The organism is Curtobacterium sp. 179-B 9B NHS (assembly GCF_045370965.1).
In the GTDB taxonomy this organism is placed as follows: Bacteria; Actinomycetota; Actinomycetes; order Actinomycetales; family Microbacteriaceae; genus Curtobacterium.
Genome location: NZ_JBIQDQ010000003.1, coordinates 147,252 through 163,567, shown reverse-complemented (window position 1 = coordinate 163,567; position 16,316 = coordinate 147,252). Strand labels below are relative to the sequence as shown.

At 74.0% G+C, this 16,316-nt stretch carries 17 protein-coding genes; 11 read left to right on the top strand and 6 right to left on the bottom strand.

Annotated elements, in window-relative coordinates; translation table 11 throughout:
- The first annotated feature begins 40 nt into the window (after positions 1 to 40).
- From ACH0A8_RS04410 to ACH0A8_RS04400, 3 genes are read left to right on the top strand one after another with little or no spacing between them, the layout of a single operon-like run.
- Positions 41 to 1,375 carry an MATE family efflux transporter gene (locus ACH0A8_RS04410; protein ID WP_406906642.1) on the top strand — a complete coding sequence of 445 codons (1,335 nt, stop codon included), beginning with the start codon at positions 41 to 43 and terminating at the stop codon, positions 1,373 to 1,375.
- Positions 1,372 to 2,616: a lipopolysaccharide biosynthesis protein gene (locus ACH0A8_RS04405; RefSeq protein ID WP_406906641.1), complete on the top strand. Its 1,245-nt coding sequence runs from the start codon at positions 1,372 to 1,374 to the stop codon at positions 2,614 to 2,616. Before ACH0A8_RS04410 ends, ACH0A8_RS04405 begins: the two co-directional genes overlap by 4 nt.
- Before the next feature lie 43 nt (positions 2,617 to 2,659).
- Positions 2,660 to 3,808 (top strand): ATP-binding protein, encoded by a 1,149-nt coding sequence (locus ACH0A8_RS04400; RefSeq protein WP_271825929.1) that lies wholly within the window; start codon positions 2,660 to 2,662, stop codon positions 3,806 to 3,808.
- A 39-nt stretch (positions 3,809 to 3,847) separates the two neighbouring features.
- Here the strand turns inward: ACH0A8_RS04400 and ACH0A8_RS04395 are convergent, their stop codons facing one another.
- The gene (locus tag ACH0A8_RS04395; RefSeq protein ID WP_406906639.1) at positions 3,848 to 4,927 is read right to left on the bottom strand and encodes an alpha/beta hydrolase; all 1,080 of its coding nucleotides are present in this window, start codon (positions 4,925 to 4,927) and stop codon (positions 3,848 to 3,850) included.
- A 150-nt stretch (positions 4,928 to 5,077) separates the two neighbouring features.
- On the opposite strand from ACH0A8_RS04395, the gene ACH0A8_RS04390 reads away from it, so the two are divergent.
- Positions 5,078 to 5,446 (top strand): DUF4190 domain-containing protein, encoded by a 369-nt coding sequence (locus tag ACH0A8_RS04390; RefSeq protein ID WP_251154357.1) that lies wholly within the window; start codon positions 5,078 to 5,080, stop codon positions 5,444 to 5,446.
- A 46-nt stretch (positions 5,447 to 5,492) separates the two neighbouring features.
- On the opposite strand, the gene ACH0A8_RS04385 is transcribed toward ACH0A8_RS04390, so the two are convergent.
- A complete protein-coding gene (locus ACH0A8_RS04385) occupies positions 5,493 to 6,647 on the bottom strand; it encodes a substrate-binding domain-containing protein (RefSeq protein ID WP_081984520.1) in 1,155 nt (384 codons plus the stop codon).
- Between the two features lie 126 nt (positions 6,648 to 6,773).
- On the opposite strand from ACH0A8_RS04385, the gene ACH0A8_RS04380 reads away from it, so the two are divergent.
- The 4 genes from ACH0A8_RS04380 to ACH0A8_RS04365 all read left to right on the top strand — a co-directional run bounded on the left by ACH0A8_RS04380 (position 6,774) and on the right by ACH0A8_RS04365 (position 10,963).
- Complete coding sequence (locus ACH0A8_RS04380) at positions 6,774 to 8,165, top strand: MFS transporter (protein ID WP_406906636.1); 1,392 nt, start codon at positions 6,774 to 6,776, stop codon at positions 8,163 to 8,165.
- Positions 8,166 to 8,174: 9 nt separating this feature from the next.
- Positions 8,175 to 8,870, top strand: coding sequence for an endonuclease NucS (gene nucS / locus ACH0A8_RS04375; protein WP_066651293.1), 696 nt, complete (start codon positions 8,175 to 8,177; stop codon positions 8,868 to 8,870).
- Positions 8,871 to 9,036: 166 nt separating this feature from the next.
- Positions 9,037 to 9,705, top strand: a complete 669-nt coding sequence (locus ACH0A8_RS04370) for an HAD hydrolase-like protein (protein WP_311205702.1) — start codon at positions 9,037 to 9,039, stop codon at positions 9,703 to 9,705.
- Positions 9,706 to 9,715: 10 nt separating this feature from the next.
- Positions 9,716 to 10,963, top strand: coding sequence for a CynX/NimT family MFS transporter (locus ACH0A8_RS04365; RefSeq protein ID WP_251154360.1), 1,248 nt, complete (start codon positions 9,716 to 9,718; stop codon positions 10,961 to 10,963).
- Positions 10,964 to 11,186: 223 nt separating this feature from the next.
- Here ACH0A8_RS04365 and ACH0A8_RS04360 read toward each other — a convergent pair whose 3' ends face one another.
- Both ACH0A8_RS04360 and ACH0A8_RS04355 read right to left on the bottom strand, forming a co-directional pair.
- Positions 11,187 to 12,020, bottom strand: coding sequence for an NmrA family NAD(P)-binding protein (locus ACH0A8_RS04360; RefSeq protein ID WP_406906633.1), 834 nt, complete (start codon positions 12,018 to 12,020; stop codon positions 11,187 to 11,189).
- A 70-nt stretch (positions 12,021 to 12,090) separates the two neighbouring features.
- Entirely contained in the window at positions 12,091 to 12,732 is a 642-nt protein-coding gene (locus ACH0A8_RS04355) for a nucleoside/nucleotide kinase family protein (protein WP_251154362.1), read from the bottom strand.
- Positions 12,733 to 12,769: 37 nt separating this feature from the next.
- Between ACH0A8_RS04355 and ACH0A8_RS04350 the strand changes: the two genes are divergently transcribed.
- The gene (locus tag ACH0A8_RS04350; protein WP_251154363.1) at positions 12,770 to 13,138 is read left to right on the top strand and encodes a VOC family protein; all 369 of its coding nucleotides are present in this window, start codon (positions 12,770 to 12,772) and stop codon (positions 13,136 to 13,138) included.
- On the opposite strand, the gene ACH0A8_RS04345 is transcribed toward ACH0A8_RS04350, so the two are convergent.
- Positions 13,119 to 13,469: a hypothetical protein gene (locus ACH0A8_RS04345; protein ID WP_066651271.1), complete on the bottom strand. Its 351-nt coding sequence runs from the start codon at positions 13,467 to 13,469 to the stop codon at positions 13,119 to 13,121. The two genes, ACH0A8_RS04350 and ACH0A8_RS04345, sit on opposite strands and share 20 nt — an antisense overlap.
- A complete protein-coding gene (locus ACH0A8_RS04340) occupies positions 13,466 to 13,900 on the bottom strand; it encodes an NUDIX hydrolase (RefSeq protein ID WP_066651264.1) in 435 nt (144 codons plus the stop codon). Before ACH0A8_RS04340 ends, ACH0A8_RS04345 begins: the two co-directional genes overlap by 4 nt.
- Positions 13,901 to 14,205: 305 nt before the next feature.
- On the opposite strand from ACH0A8_RS04340, the gene ACH0A8_RS04335 reads away from it, so the two are divergent.
- Complete coding sequence (locus tag ACH0A8_RS04335) at positions 14,206 to 15,507, top strand: esterase family protein (protein WP_251154364.1); 1,302 nt, start codon at positions 14,206 to 14,208, stop codon at positions 15,505 to 15,507.
- A 13-nt stretch (positions 15,508 to 15,520) separates the two neighbouring features.
- Positions 15,521 to 16,282, top strand: a complete 762-nt coding sequence (locus ACH0A8_RS04330) for a DUF4184 family protein (protein WP_406906629.1) — start codon at positions 15,521 to 15,523, stop codon at positions 16,280 to 16,282.
- Positions 16,283 to 16,316 lie beyond the last annotated feature (34 nt).

The following is a 16,316-nucleotide window of genomic DNA, read 5'->3' as shown; positions in this document are numbered from 1 at the left end:
GGACGGACCGGTGCTGCTCCGACTCCGGCAGGATGGTCCGGTGCCACGACCGACCTCGCCCGCCGCGACGACCGAGCGTCGGTCGGTCGACCGGGACATCGTCCGGCTCGCGCTGCCGGCCCTCGGCGCGCTCGTCGTCGAGCCGCTCTTCCTGCTGACCGACACGGCGCTCGTCGGACACCTCGGGGCGACGGCGCTGGCTGCCGTGGGCCTGGCGAGCGTCGTGCTGCAGACGGTGACCGGACTGCTCGTCTTCCTGGCGTACTCGACGACCCCCGCGGTGGCCCGGGCGCTGGGCGGCGGCGACCGTCGCGGAGCGGTGCACGCCGGCATCGACGGGATGTGGCTCGCGCTCGGGCTCGGTGTCGTGCTCGCACTCGTCGGCTGGCCGCTCGCCGGACCGCTCGTCGAGCTGTTCGGCGCCGCGGCGGAGGTCTCGACCGCGGCGACCGCGTACCTGACGGTGTCGCTGATCGGGCTCCCCGGGATCCTGGTCGTGACGGCCTCGACCGGACTGTTGCGGGGCCTGCAGGACACGCGGACACCCCTCGTCGTGGCGACGATCGGCTTCGTGGCGAACGGGCTGCTCAACGCCGTGCTCATCTACGGCGCCGGCTGGGGCGTCGAGGGGTCCGCCGCCGGCACCGTGATCGTGCAGTGGGCGATGGCCGCCGTGTACGTCGTGATCGCCGTGCGTGCGGCCCGGGCATCGGGTGCACCGCTGCGACCGGGCGCGTCCGGCGTCGTGCGGGCGCTCCGGTCCGGGGCGTGGCTGTTCCTGCGCACCGCGTCGTTGCGCGTGGCGATGCTCGCGACCGTGGCGACCGCCTCGGGCCTGGGCACGACCGGCCTGGCGACCACCCAGGTCGGTCTCACGGTGTTCTCGACCCTGGCCTTCGCACTCGATGCCCTGGCGATCGCCGGGCAGGCGCTCGTCGGCCACGGGCTCGGCGCGCGCGATCCCGACCGGGTGCGGCTGGTCACGAGCCGGCTCGTGCTGCTCGGCATCGTCGGCGGGGCACTGCTCGGGGTGCTGACCCTCGCGGTGAGCGGACTGCTCGGACCGGTCTTCTCCGACTCCGCCTCGGTGCGCTCGGCCCTGCCGCTCGTGCTCGTCCTCATCGCCGTCGGGATGCCCGTCGCCGGCTACGTGTTCGTGCTCGACGGCGTGCTCATCGGTGCCGGGGACGCGCGCTACCTCGCCGTCGCCGGGCTCGTGAACCTGGTCGTGTACCTGCCGCTGCTCTGGTGGGTCGGCGGGACGCTCGCCGGGCTCTGGGCGGCCTTCGCGCTCGGTTACATCGGCGTCCGGGCGGTGACCCTCGGGGTGCGGGCGCACCGTCGGGGCTGGGTCGAACAGGCGCTGGCGCGGTGAGCGGGCACACGGGCGGGCGCGCGGACGGGCACGGGCGCGTCGCGTCGTCGGCGCTGCTCGCCACCGTCGGCATCGGCGTGCAGGGGCTCGCGAAGCTGCTCGTCACCGTCGTCGTCGGCCGGGTGTTCGGCACCGAGACCCTCGGGCAGACCACCGCCCTGCTCTCCCTGTCGGTCTTCACCGCGCTGCTCTGGCCGAACGCCGCGGGGAACACCGCGTCGAGGGTGCTGGCGATCGCACTGCGCGGCCGTCGCTCGGACGCCGCGGTGAACCGGCTGCTCGGGGCCTCGATGGCGGTGTCGAGCGCCGTGCTCGCCGCCGTGACCGTGCCGGTCGCGCTCGCCTGGGGAGCGAGCCCGGGCATGGTCGTCGGCGGGGTCGGGGTCGTGGTCGGGTACGGCCTGTACTGCTACGCCCGCGGAGCGCAACTCGGGTACGACCGGGCGCCACGCGTCGCACTGTGGGACACGGTCACGAGCCTGCTCGCCCTCGGATTGCTCGTCGCAGCGTGCGTCGCCCGGCTCGAGCCCCTCGTACTGCTGCCGCTGGCGGTCGGGTACACCGTGTTCGCCGTCGCCTGCTGGCCGCGAGGGAACCGTGCTCCCGGCGCACCGGAACCGACCGCAGGGGTGCTCGCCTTCGCGGCCTGGAACGTGCTCGCGGTCGTGACCTCGAACGGGCTGCTGCAGCTGACGATGATCTCGGCGCAGGTCTCCGTCTCGGCGCACGAGGCCGGTGTCTACGCGGCGGCGTTCACGCTGGCGACCCCGGCGTCGATGGTCGGCCAGGCGCTGGGCCAGGTCCTCGTGCCGGCGTTCGCCCACCGCTCGGACGGCGGGTCGCTGCGCGCACGCGGGGTGCTCCTGCTCGTCGGCGGCTTCACCGGCGGGACCGCCGTGGTGTTCGGGCTCGTGGCGTGGCTCGCCGGGTGGTTCCTGCCGCTCGTCTACCCCGCCGAGGGGGCCGAGGCCGTGTCGGACCTGCGGTACCTGATGGTCGGCGTGTGGGTGTTCACGGTCGGGCTCGTGCCCGCGGCGCTGCTGCTCGCGTCCGGGCGGTCGCGGCAGGTGGCGCTGGCGTCGGTCGCCGGGTTCGTCGTCGGGGTGGTGCTCATGGCGGTGCTCGCTCCGACGTGGGGCGTGGCCGGGGGCAGCACGGGGTTCCTGGTCGGGAGCGCGGTGAACCTCGTCGCCGTGGTGGTGCTCGGGCTGCGCGGGCCGCGGGCGGGAGGAGTGCGATAGATTGTTATGAAAGACGTCTTTCATAACAGATCATCGGAGGCCCATGCAGCCGAGCCCCTACACACCGGGTGAGATCGCCCGCGCCGTTCCCGGGCGCGCCCTCCAACTCGCCGATCTGGACGAGCGCCTGTCAGTCCTGGTCGACCTCCACCGTCTGGTGGGTCGGATCCGGGTGGACCACGCCGCGCGAGGCTTCGGGAAGACGTCACTGCTCCGCGAGTACCAACGCCGGGCTTCTGCGCGCGGCGCGACCACCGTGTGGGTGACGGCAGGTGAACCGCAAGGGCTCGTCGAGCAGATCCTCGACGAGTTGCGGCGGACCGTCGGAGCTGCCGGCGCCCCGCACGGCAGGGCTCTCCGCGAGAAGGTCGAGTCACTCCGGCTCTCGCTCGGGGTGCCGGGCGTCGCCACCGCGACGGGCACCTTCCGCTCGACGGCTCCGGACGACGAGCGCGCTCGTGCGGGCGCCCGCGGCCTCGAGGACGTCATCCGCGCCGCCACGACGGAGCGGCCGCTCGTCATCTTCGTCGACGAGATCCAGTCAGCGGACGCGGCAGGCCTCCGCACGCTGGTCTACGCCTGGCAACACCTCCAGGCGGAGGGTACGGACGTCCCCGCCGCGGTCTTCGCCGCTGGACTGCCGAACGCGCCGGAGACCATCGCCGAGATCGTCACCTTCAGCGAACGCCTCGCGTACCGACCGCTCGGCCCCCTGCATCGTGATGCCGAGGAGATCGCACTGGTCGGACCGGCTCGCCTCCTCGGAGTGCAGTGGACGCCGGAAGCCGTCGACCGCGCGTTGTCGATCGCGCAGGGCTACCCGTACTCCGTCCAGCTCATCGCCGACTCCGCGTGGGCGGCTGCAGGGCGGCCCGATCCGGGAGCGGTGATCGACGTCGGTTCGGTCGAGACCGGACACCGTTCCATGCAGGCCGACCTGGAGGCGCTCTTCCGGGCGAGGTGGTCGGCGTGCTCGACCTCGGAACGGCGTCTGCTGACGGCGATGGCACGGCTCGGCGACGGTCCGACTTCGCGGGCGTCGATCGCGGAGGCGCTGGGGACCGGGACGAACCAGCTCTCCACGCCGCGGGCGCGGCTCATCGACAAGGGACTCGTGCAACCAGCCGACCGGGGGATGCTCCAGTTCACGATCCCCGGGTTCGCCGCCTTCATCCGTTCCGAGTACTCCTGAGGGACCGGCGGCCGGAGCCCTCGAGTGGCGAGCGAGCCGTCAGGACGCCGCGAGTCCCACGTGCGGCTCCAGCCACGCCATCCCGGCAGCGATGGCCGCGCGTGCCATCGCCCAGTCGTGCCCGCCTCCCGGCACGACCCACCGCGTCACGTGCATGCCCGCCGCAGCAGCGTGCGCGGCGACCACGGGCATCGCCGGACCGTAGTGCCGGTCCAGCTGCGCAGCGGTGAAGAACGCGGACGTACCCGTGTAGGGGCCGTGCTGGGCCATCACCGCGATCGGTTGCGCCGCACGCCAGGCCGCGACGCTGCCGCCGAACCCGTGCAGGGTCTCGGCGCGGGTCAGCTCGGTCGGGCCGAGCTCACCGGAGACGTCGATCACGTTGCCGAAGCGCTGTGGATCGCCCGCCCCGAGCTGGATCGCGCAGGTGCCGCCCTGCGAGAACCCGCCGACGGTCCACGCCGTGGCACCGGTCTGCACGCGCAGGTGACTCGTGATCCACGCGGGGACGTCCTGCTCGAGGTACGTCCGGCTGTTGCCGAGCGGCCCGTCGACGCACATCGGGTTGCCCGATCGTGGGCCGAGCTGATCGGGCACGACGACGATCGGCGCGAGGCCGCGGTGCAGGCCGGCGATCGCATCCATGGTGTGTGCGATGTGCCCGCCGGTCTCGACGTCGTCGGGGCCCGCGCCCCGTGACTGCCCCGACATGAGGACGGTGACGGGGAGTGGTGGCGGATCGGCGACCAGTGCCGCCGGTGGGAGCCAGAGCAGGGCGTCCCGCGCGACGAAGTGCGACCGGGTGCCCGGGATGGCGACGTGCAGCAGGCGCCCCTGCTGCGGGAGGTCGGCGGGCGGGGTCCACGTCGTCGCGAGGTCGACGCTCGACGGTTCGCGCGACGTCGGGCGCTCGGTGGCGGGGATGCCGCGGGAACTCGTCGGCACACTAGGGGTGCGCTGCGGCGCGATCAGCGTCGCGCTCGGTGCCGGAGCAGCAGTCGCCTGGTCGGACGACCCCACCGATCGCACGACGACGACGGTGAGCGCGACCGAGACGAACGCGACCACCAGGACCACGACGAGCCACACCAGGTCCCGGGAACGATCGATCGGCTGCACGTGACGGAGCGTAGGGAGCGCTCCTCGTGAGCAGTCGGTGGCAGGGGCCTGCGGCGCTGAGGAAACCCCCAACCGACACCCAGCCGGGGCCGCGCCCTGCCATCCGCTACCGTTGGGGCACGCGACAGCGGACTCGACGAGGGGGAACCGATGAGTGACGACCAGTACCCGGGGCAGGGGAACCAGGGCCAGCACCAGCCGCAGTACGCGCCGGCGCCGCAGTACGGGCAGCCGACGCACGTGACGGTCGGCTACCAGCCCGCTCCGCCGCGTGGTCTGAGCATCGCGAGCATGGTGCTCGGCCTGGTGTCGATCGTCCTGGGGTTCACCTTCCTCGTGCCGCTGGTCGGGTTCGTCCTCGGCATCGTCGGCCTCCGGAAGGAACCCGCCGGTCGCGGGATGGCGGTCACCGGTCTGATCCTGAACGGGCTCTTCGTCGTGGGGTGGGCGCTGCTCGTCATCTTCGTGATCGGCATCGGCGCAGCGGGCATCGCCACCAGCGGCACCTCGGGCGCCTAGCCCCCAGCGCTCCGACAGGAGGCGCGCGGGTCGCGGACCCGGGCGCTCAGTCGCCGACCGCCCGGCGCACCGGCCCCGTCGTGTCGCCCACGCGCAGCTCCGACCGGAAGGCCGCCGGCTGCGGCTCGTCGCCCTCGAGCATCGCGAGCGCGGCGCGTGCGGCGGCCCGACCCTTCTGCTCGAACGGCTGCACCAGCGTCGTGAGCTGCCGGATCGGCGAGCGGTGGAGCAGGCTGTCGTCGACCGTGATGCCGTCGAAGCCGACGACGCTGACGTCCTCGGGCACCCGGAGTCCCGCGTCGAGCGCTGCCGAGACGACCCCGACGGCGAGCAGGTCGCTCTGCGCGATCACCGCGCTCGGGACCGGTCCGTCGCCGGTGAACAGTGACTGTCCGGCGATCCGGCCCTCCTCGACGGAGCTGGCGGCGGCCTCGACCGCGACGGCGTCGGGGTAGACGCCGCGCACACCACGGAGACGCTCCAGGGTGGTGTGGGCGACCCCCTCCGCCTCGCGCGCTGCGTCGACGGGGCCGCGGCGGCGCTCGGCGTCGAGCGGGAGGGTGACGACGGTGACCGCGGTGTGGCCGAGCTCGCGCAGGTAGTCGGCGGCACGACCGGAGGCCTCGCGGTTGTCGAGCTGGACGGGGACCGCGCCCTCGATGTCGTCGGCCTCGATCGCGACGACGGGGATCTGTCGTCGGCGGAGCACGGCGACCGCAGGGTCGATCCGCACGTTGCACCCGACCAGGACGACGGCGTCCATCGGGGCGTCGACGATCGGCCCGGCGCCGTGCTCGTCGTCGAGGGGGCTGCGCACGAGGAGCAGGGAGGCGCCCGCCTCGCCCGCGACCTCGGCGATGCCGTCGAGCGTCAGGACGTTGACCGGGTCGCGGAACGCATCGCTCAGCCGCTCGTCCATCACGACGCCGATCACCCCGGACCGCCCCCGGCGGAGCGAGCGCGCCCGCGGGTCCGGGCCCCCGTAGCCGAGCTCGGCAGCGGCGGCGAGCACCCGGGCCCTCGCGTCCTCGGACACCGGGCCGGCACCGCTGAAGGCGAGGGAGGCGGTCGACGGTGCGACCCCTGCTGCACGGGCGACCGCGGCGAGCGTCGGTCTGGGCCCACGGCGCACGGGACCGTCGGCGTGGTCGCGGGGGTTCGTCGCCCCGGACGCGCCGGGTGCTGTTGCCGGGTGGTCCATCGCCCGTTAGCGTAGTCACACGAACCGGTCGAATCGATTCGACCGGACAGCCGCAGGCAGGAACCCGACCAGGGACGGCCTCGCTGGCGGCCCACGACACGACCAGCACGAGACCGGAAGCTCCGCATGACGACGACGTCCACCCGAACCGCCCCGACGACCCGCACCTGGATCATCGCGGTCTTCGTGGCCTTCACGCTGTCCGGCCTGGCCATCGCCACCTGGCTCGGACGCATCCCCAGCGTGCGCGACTCCCTCGGTGCCACCACCTTCGAGATGGGCCTGCTCGTGCTCGGCATGGCGGTCGGCTCGATCGGCGGCCTGACCTTCGCCGGCCACATCGTCGCGAAGGTCGGCGCCCGCCGGGGCGTGCAGGTGGCGTCGGTCTGCCTGGCGGTCGGCCTCGTCTTCGCGGGCGTCGCCGTCACCGCCGGCTGGGGCTTCGCCGCGATCTGGATCGGTCTCATCGCGTTCGGCTTCGGCAACGGCCTGGTCGACGTGTCGATGAACGTCTCCGGCGCCGCCGCCGAGAAGGCCGGTGGTCGCACGATCATGCCGCTCTTCCACGCTGCGTTCAGCGTCGGCACGCTCGCCGGTGCCGGGCTCGGCGCCCTGACCGAGGCGCTCGACGTCCCCGTCGTGCTGCACTTCGCGGTGCTCGGCGTCGTGGTCTGCCTGGTCATGCTCGCGGCGGCGTCGCGCTTCGGGGACGAGCACCGGTACGAGGAGCACGAGTCCACCGCGACCAGCCCGACCCCGGTGCAGCTCACACGCTGGCAGGTCTGGGCACAACCGTCGACGCTGCTCATCGGTGTGATCGTGCTCGGCATGGCGCTGGCCGAGGGCTCCGCCAACGACTGGCTGCCCCTCGCCATGATCGACGGGCACGGACTCGACAACGCCGCCGGCTCCGCCGTGCTCACGGTGTTCCTCGCCGCGATGACCGCCGGACGCATCGCGGGCAGCCCGCTCATCGACCGGTTCGGCCGGGTGCCCGTGCTCCGCGTGAGCGCCGCCGTCGCTGTGGTCGGCCTCGGGCTGCTCATCTTCGTGGACGTGATCCCGATCGCGATCGTCGGTGTCGTCCTCTGGGGCCTCGGTGCGAGCCTCGGCTTCCCGATGGGCATGTCCGCCGCCGCCGACGACCCCCGCTCGGCAGCGCTCAAGGTCAGCGCCGTGGCGACGATCGGCTACGTGGCGTTCCTCGCCGGTCCGCCGCTGATCGGCTTCCTCGGCGAGCACATCGGCCTGCTCGGCGCGCTGCTCGTGGTGTTCGTGTTCATCATCGCCGCCGGCCTGGCATCGGGTGCGGCGCGCGAGACCGGCGCGGCGGCCGAGACGCTGCGGAAGCGGCGCGGACGCGACGACGGTGACCACGGGGCGGCACGCGACCAGCAGCCGGACGCGGCGCAGCCCGGCGGGGGCGAGCCGCGCCTCCAGACCGACCGCCCGCACCACGGGACGGACGACACGATGGCGGACCCCGCCGCGTCCGGTGGGACGCGCGCCGACCGTTAGGATCGCCGGGTGCGTCTCGTCATCGCCCGCTGCTCCGTCGACTACGCCGGACGCCTGTCGGCCCACCTGCCGCTCGCGACCCGTCTGCTCATGCTCAAGGCGGACGGCTCGCTGCTCGTCCACTCGGACGGCGGCAGCTACAAGCCGCTGAACTGGATGAGCCCGCCGTGCTCGATCGAGATGACCGAGCCCGACGAGGAGCAGGCGAGCGCCGGCATCACCCAGGTCTGGACCGTCACGCAGAAGAAGACGCAGGACAAGCTCATCGTCAGCCTGTACGAGGTCGTCGCGGACGAGAGCCACGACCTCGGCGTCGACCCCGGTCTGGTGAAGGACGGCGTCGAGGCGCACCTGCAGCAGCTGCTCGCCGAGCAGATCGAGCTCCTCGGCGACGGGCACACGCTCGTCCGACGTGAGTACATGACGGCGATCGGTCCGGTCGACATCCTGGCGCGCGACGACGCGGGGGCGAGCGTCGCGGTCGAGATGAAGCGCAACGCCAACATCGACGCCGTCGAGCAGCTCACGCGGTACCTCGAGCTCATGAACCGCGACCCGCACCTGCGGCCGGTGCAGGGCGTCCTGGCCGCGCAGACGGTCGCACCGCAGGCCCGCACGCTCGCCGAGGACCGCGGCATCCGCGTCCTCGTGCTCGACTACGACGCGATGCGCGGCATCGAGGGCGGGCACACCCGCCTGTTCTGACGGTCGCGTGGCGCGTTCGGCACGCGTTCTGCGACACCGCACCCGTCGATCGACGCGAGCGATGTCGCAGGACCGGCACCGAGCCGGGAGGCTCGCCCCACCGCCCTGCGCGCCCACCGGCCCGCCCCGTGGTCGGCCCCACCGCCGCGACTAGGCTGGTCAGGACATGACGCGCCCCTACTCCGCCATCCTGTTCGACCTCGACGGGACCATCAGCGACTCCGCCCCGGGGATCCTCGAGAGCATGACGCACACCTTCCGCACGGTCGGCGTGCCCGTGCCGGACCACGCGACGCTGATGTCGTTCGTCGGCCCGCCGATCATGGACACCTTCCGGACGGCGATGGGCATGGACGACGCCGGTGCGGAGCGGACACTCGCCGTGTACCGCGAGCACTACCTGTCGCACGGGGCTCTCGACTCGGCGATGTTCACGGGCATGGACGTCGTGCTCCGCACCCTGCACGAAGCCGGACTGCCGCTGTCCACCGCGACGAGCAAGCCCGAGACACCGGCCACGGTGATCCTCGACCACTACGGCCTGACCGGGTACTTCGACTTCGTCACCGGCGCGAGCGACGACGAGGTCCGGAGCGCCAAGGCCGACGTCGTCGCCGAGGCCCTGCGACGACTCGAGGCGGCCGGCCACGACGTCAGCCGCCCGGTGCTCGTCGGCGACCGGCTGCACGACGTCGAGGGCGCCCACGTGCACGGCGTGCCGGTCGTCTTCGCCGAGTGGGGCTACGGCTCCCCCGCCGAGGCCGAGGGCACCGTCGCCCGTGCCGCCACCCCGCTCGACCTGCTGCCGATCCTGCTGCCGGACGCGGCGGCGTGAGCAGGGACCGGTGAACACCGTCGCCCGTCGCGGACTCCGCGGTGCGGCCTGGCTGCTGCCGGCGGCGATCGTCCTCATCGCCCTCAACCTGCGCGGGCCGATCGTGGCCCCGGCGCCGGTCATCGGCGACCTGCGCGTGGACCTCGGGCTGACCGCGACGATCGCCGGGCTCCTGACGACGATCCCGGTCCTGTGCTTCTCGCTGGCGACACCGTTCGCCAGCTGGGTGATCGCGAAGGCCGACCCGGAGCGTGCGGTGTCGCTGGCGCTCGTGATCGTGCTCGCGGGCACGGTCGTCCGGTCGACCCCGTCAGCGGCGGCGCTCCTGGTCGGCACCGCGATCATCGGCATCGGCATCACGATCGGCAACGTCGTGATCCCGGTGGTCATCCGACGGGACACATCGCCCGAGCGCGTCGGGCTGGTGACCGGCGTGTACACGTCGGCGCTCAACGTCGGGTCGATGATCACCTCGCTCGGCACCGCCCCGATCGCTGCCGCGTGGGGGTGGCCGGTCGCCATCGCCGTGTGGGCGGTGTTCGCCGTCGTCGCCGGGGCCGCGTGGACGTACGCGGTCGGGGCGCGCGCGGCGTGGCTCCGGCCGGCCCGGGTCGAGCCCGTGGTCGCGACGGGTCCGGTCGAGCTCCTGACCGAGACCGGGTCGATCCGCACGGTGTCGGCAGCGTCGGAGCCCGTCCGACCCGCGCGCCGGCTCATCACGTGGGGGCTGACGCTGGCCTTCGGCGGGCAGGCGTTCTCGTACTACGCCCTGACCGCGTGGATCCCGACGCTGCTGCACGACGAGATCGGCTTCTCGGCGGAGTCCTCGGGCGCGAGTTCGTCCGTGTTCCAGATCCTGGCGGTGGTCGGCGCGCTCGGCGTCCCGGTGCTCGCGACCCGCTGGGCGCCCCGCGCGATCATCGCCCTCGTCGCCTTCCTCTGGCTCGCGATGCCCCTCGGGCTGCTGTTCGCGCCGCAGCTCTGGCTGCTCTGGTCGGTGCTCGGCGGAGCGGCGCAGGGCGGCGGGATCACGGTCGTCTTCATCATCGTCGTGCGGATCGTCACGAGCGACGACGACGCCCGGCGGATGTCCGCGTTCGTGCAGGGCGGCGGGTACCTGATCGGCTCGGCGGGACCCCTCGTCGCCGGGGCCCTGCACGGCGCGACCGGGAGCTGGACGGCCCCGCTGCTCGTCGTGCTCGTGGCGGTGCTGACGCTCGGCGTCGCGGGGACGCTCGCGGCCCGCCGCGTGCGCTGACGCGGCGCAGCGGCGCGGCGCGCCGCGGCGGCGAAGCGCGGCGATCGGCCCGTACTCGAGGACGTGGTTCGACGCGCTCGCGAACAACCGACGTCGTGCAGCAGCACCCGCAGCGCCGCTACCCGCAGCAGCGGCACCGGCACCCGCCGCAGCGCCCACCGCAGCACCTGCAAGCAGTACCCGCGGCCGACACGGCGGACGCGCCCCGCGCCTCCCGGCCGGGTCAGTCCGCCTGCAGCACCTCGCGCAGCGACAGCGGCCGACGGCCGGTCACCCGCTCGACGTCCGTCGAGACGTGCGCCAGCGCACCCTCGGCGATCGCCGTGTAGGTGCTCACCCACGCGTCGGCCTGCCACGGTTCCGGGTTCCAACGCGCACGCGAGGCGTACGCCTCCGCCACCGTCTCCGGCTGGTACGTCACGGCGCGGCCACGCACCTCGGACACGGTGGCGGCCGCCTGGGCGAGGGTGATCGCCTCCGGTCCGGTGAGCTCGTACGTCCGGTCGACATGGTCCGACGGGTGCAGCAGCACCTCGGTCGCGACCCGCGCGACGTCCGCCCGCGCGACCGCGGCCATCGCGCCGACACCGGCCGGTCCGCGGATCACGCCGTCCTCGCCGACCAGGTCCTCGACGAAGTCCAGGTAGAACGAGTCCCGCAGGAACGTGTGCCGCATCGAGGTCTCCTCGATCGCCTGCTCGGTCGCCCAGTGGTCGCGGCCGAGGGTGAAGGTGGCGTCCGGTGCCGCACCCACGAACGACGTGTAGACGACGTGGGCGACGCCCGCGTCCGCGGCCGCGGCCACGAAGGCGCGGTGCTGGTCGAGGCGGTCCTGCGCCTCGGCGCCGGAGACCATGAGCAGCAGGTCGACGCCCTCGAGCGCGGCGCGGGACGCGGTCGCGTCGGCGTACGAGGCGACCGCGACCTCCGCTCCCGGCAGCTCGGGTGCCCGGGCCGCGTCGCGGACGAGCATGCGGATCGGCGTGCCGGCCCGGGCGAGCGCGCGGGCGACGGACCCGCCGATGTTGCCGGTGGCTCCGGTGATGGCGATGGTCATGGTCGCTCCTGTCCTTCGGTGCTGCTGGTCGGGTGGCTCGGGTCGGGCCGCCCTGGTCGTCCGGCTCCGGTCAGGTCCGGACCGTCCGGGAGGCACGGGTCACCGTGGCAGCGACCCTCGCCGCGTTCACGCCGTCGACCTCGAGCGCCCAGGTCCGGGCCGCCTCGTGGTCGCGTCCGTGCCGCACGTGCCGGCCCACCAGACGGTCGACGCGGACACGATCGTCCACGACGCACGCCCACGTCTCGGTGAAGAGGCCGGGCAGCGCGGACCACGGCGCGTCGGTGTCGAGCAGGTAGTTGCCCTCGGAGACGACGAGCCGGGTGCTCCGCGGCACGGCGATGCTGCCGGCGACGGGCTCGTCGACGCGGCGGTCGAAGTCCGGCGCCCAGACGACGTCGTCGTCCGCGACGACCAGACGACGGACGAGGGCGACGTAGCCGGCCGCGTCGAAGGTGTCGATCGCGCCCTTGCGGTCGTGCCGGCCGAGGGCGTCGAGTGCCGCGTTCGCCAGGTGGAAGCCGTCCATCGGGACCTGCACCGCGGTGCCGGGCCCGTGCGCGGCGTCGACGGCGACGACGATCCGGCGTGCCAGCGTCGACTTGCCCGCCCCGGGCGCCCCCGCGATGCCGAGCACCGCGCGGCCGGGAACCGCGGCGAGCGCCACCGCCCGCTCGACGGCGGCGTCGACGGACAGCTCGGTCGGGGTCACCGTCCCATCCTGACAGGAGCGGTGGTTCACTGGCCGCATGGTCGATGCGACGACGGCGTTCAGCGGGTTCTCGGTGCATGACGTCCCCGGGGCGCGGGCGTTCTACGAGGGCGTCCTCGGGCTGCCGGTGAGCGAGGACCACGGCATGCTCGTGCTGCACGTCGGCTCCGGCGCCGGGGTGCTCGTCTACCCGAAGGGGCCCGCGCACGAGCCGGCGTCGTTCACGGTGCTGAACTTCCCGGTGCCGGACGTCGACGCCGCCGTGGACGAGCTGTCGTCGAAGGGCGTCACGTTCCTGCGCTACGAGGGCGTGACCGACGAGCGCGGGGTGAACCGGCACGGCGGTCCGCTCATCGCGTGGTTCACCGACCCGTCGGGCAACGTGCTCAGCGTGCTCGAGGGCTGATCCGGTCCCACGCGTCGCGCACGGGGCCGGGTGGCAGCACCGCGGCGACCTCGGCGGTCAGGCTCGCCAGGGCTGTCAGGTGCTCGGGCAGGAGCAGGTCCCACGGCGGGGGTGCGACACGCTCGAGCGACCGGAGCGTGGCGGTGTCGGGACCGGTGCCCCACTGCTCGGCGAGGGCGTGCACGAGGACGTCCTGCTCCAGGCGCAGCTCGCGCAACCGGTCGAGGAGCCGGCGGACGCGGTCGGGGTCGGCCGCAGCGGTGACCAGGTCGCCGAGCAGCGCCCGCTCGTCCCAGAGCCGGGCGGACAGGTCGGTGGCCTCGCCGCTCACGGTCGTCGAGCCCAGCCGAGGGCGATCGGCACGAGCAGCCCGTGCCGTCGGTGGGGCAGCTCGGCGACCGGGACCCACGCGGCCTCGTCGGTCGAGCCGTCCGTCTCGCTGCGCAGCTCGCCGCCGGTGACGGTCACGCGGAACACGACCTGCACCGCCTTCATCGGCCGCCCGTTGTCGTGCATCCGGCGCTCCTTCGGCACGATGTGGTGCCGGACGCCGAGGAGCGGACCGCACGTCGCCTCGTACCCGGTCTCCTCGAGGACCTCGCGCACGACGGCCTGCTCGACGGTCTCGTCGAACTCGACCCCGCCGCCCGGCAGCGTCCACGTGCCGGCCTCGGGGACCCGCAGTCGGGCCAGGAGCACACGGTCGCCCTCGGTGATCACGCCGTAGGCGGCGAGCCGGGTGTCGTAGTCCGTGTACTCCATCCGCCGACCTTGCCAGGATCCCCTGGAGGGCACACCCAGACGCGCCGCCCGCCACCGTCCGGTGCGGGGACGGTGCGGTCCTCCGCACGGTCGACGGACCACCCGGGCCTGGCCGCTCGGACAGCTCCGGACCGTCGGCCGGCCACCCCCCGTGCAGGATCGCTCAGGATCAGCCGGGAGACCGCCGGGGACGGGCTCCCCGCTGCCGGTCCGGACACCTCGGCTCGCTACCGTCGCTGGACCACGCCGCTCCTGTCCCGTCACCCGCCGGGTGTCCGAGAGCGTCCCGACCGTCGGACCCGCCCGTGACCACCCTGCCGCTCCTGTCCGCCCACGTGCTGCTGCCCCTCTACGCCCTGACCCTGGTCGCCGCCGTCCTCGTCCTCACCACCGTCCGCCGCTCCTGGCGCTGGGCAGCCGTCGCGATCGTCGCGGGAGCGCTGGTCGGGACCATGCTCTCCTGGTTCCTCGGCGACGTCCTCGACGTGCTCGGCGTCCCGCCCACCTGGGTCGACCGGGTCTGGACGGGTGTGGTGTGCGCACTGCTCGGGGTCGCGGTCGTCGGACTCGTCCGCGGTGGCCGGGCACGGCGGGGCCGGGTGCTGACCCGGGTGGTCGCCGCGCTGCTGGTCCCCCTCGCCCTGGTGTCCGGCGGACTGGCGGTGAACCGGGACGCCGGGCTCTTCCCCACGATCGCCGACGCCCTGGGGCAGTCGCACGTGCCGCCCCTCCGCCTGCCGGACGACCCGGCCCCGGGATCGGCCCCGGTCGACGCCGCGAGCTGGCGACCCCCGCGCGACATGCCGGCCCACGGCCGCTACGGTTCGGTGCGGATCCCGGGCACCGTGTCGCACTTCCACGCCCGACCCGCGATCGTCTGGCTCCCCCCGGCCGCCCTCGTCGAGCACGCCCCGGAGCTGCCCGTCGTCGTGATGCTCTCCGGGCAGGGACCCGGCGCCGCTCCGGCGAACATCGTCGAGGCCGGCCGCATGGCGACCCGGCTCGACGCGATCGCCCACCGGCACCGCGGACTCGCACCGATCGTCGTGATGCCGGACCAGCTCGCCCGGGCATCGAACAACCCGATGTGCGTCGACGGTCCGCTCGGGAACAGCGCCACCTACCTGACGCGCGACGTCCCGACCTGGGTCCACGAGCACCTGCACGCTGCCGCCGGCGGGGCGGACTGGGCCATCGCGGGCTTCTCGCAGGGAGGCACCTGCGCCCTGCAGCTCGGGGCCGGCCGGCCCGACCGGTTCGGTTCGTGGATCGACGTCTCGGGACAGATCGGGCCGGTCCTGCAGGGTCGCGACGACACCGTCTCGAGGGGTTTCCGCGGTGACCGGGCGGCGTACGAGGCCGCGCAGCCGCTCCGAGTGCTCGCCGAGCGGGCGCCGTACCGCGACTCCGCCGCGTTCGTCGCGGCCGGTGCGGACGACAGCCGGTACGGACCGGTCGTCCCGCGGGTCGTGGCGGCCGCACGTGCAGCCGGCGTCACGGTGACGGAGCGCATCATCGAGGACGGTGGCCACGACTGGCACACCGCCGGTGTCGCCCTGGCCGAGGGCGTCGAGTGGTTCGTGCACCGCACGCACCTGGCCCGATGACGAGGACGTGACCGTGCCCTTCACCGTCAGCCACGCGGTCGTCGCCCTGGCAGCACGTCGCCTGCCCGTGCCGGTCGCCGCCGTCGCGATCGGTTCGATGGCACCGGACACGGTGCTGTTCGCGCCGTTCCTGCCGCCCTACGAGGACGCGCACTCGTGGTGGGGCGTCCCGACCATCGACCTCGCCGTCTCCCTCGTGGTGCTCGCCACGTGGTGGTTCCTCGTGCGGCCGGCATGGTCACCGGTCGTCCCGGGGCTGCGTCGGCGTCTGCCGTCCGGCTGGGGTCGCAGGCCGCCGCTCGGTGCACGCGACGTGCTGCCGGTGGTCGTGGGCTGCCTGCTCGGCAGCGTCACGCACGTCGTGTGGGACGGCTTCACCCACGAGCACGGCTTCGTGGTCCGGGCCTGGCCCGCACTGCGGGACGGCGCCGTCGGCGGGTACCCGCTGCCCTTCCTGCTGCAGGACCTGTCGAGCGTGCTCGGGCTGCTCGCCCTGCTCGTCGTCGCCGCGGTGTGGTGGCGACGCGCCGACGTCCGGCCGGTCGGGCCCCTGCGCCCCGTCGAGCGGGTCGTCCCGGTCGCAGCCCTGGCCGTGGTCGTCGTCCTGGCGCTGGCCGTCGGGGTGCGGTCGTTCCTCGCCGGCGGCGGGATCGGTGGCGTGGTCACCGCGCTGGCGTTCCGGGTGCCGGCACTCGTCGCGGTCGCCCTGGTCGTGGGTGCCGTCGTGCTGCTCGTCGGCCGTGGACTCCGCGGGCACGGGACACGCGGGTCCTAGGACCCGGCACCGGCAGGGCGTCGCGAGAACGTCC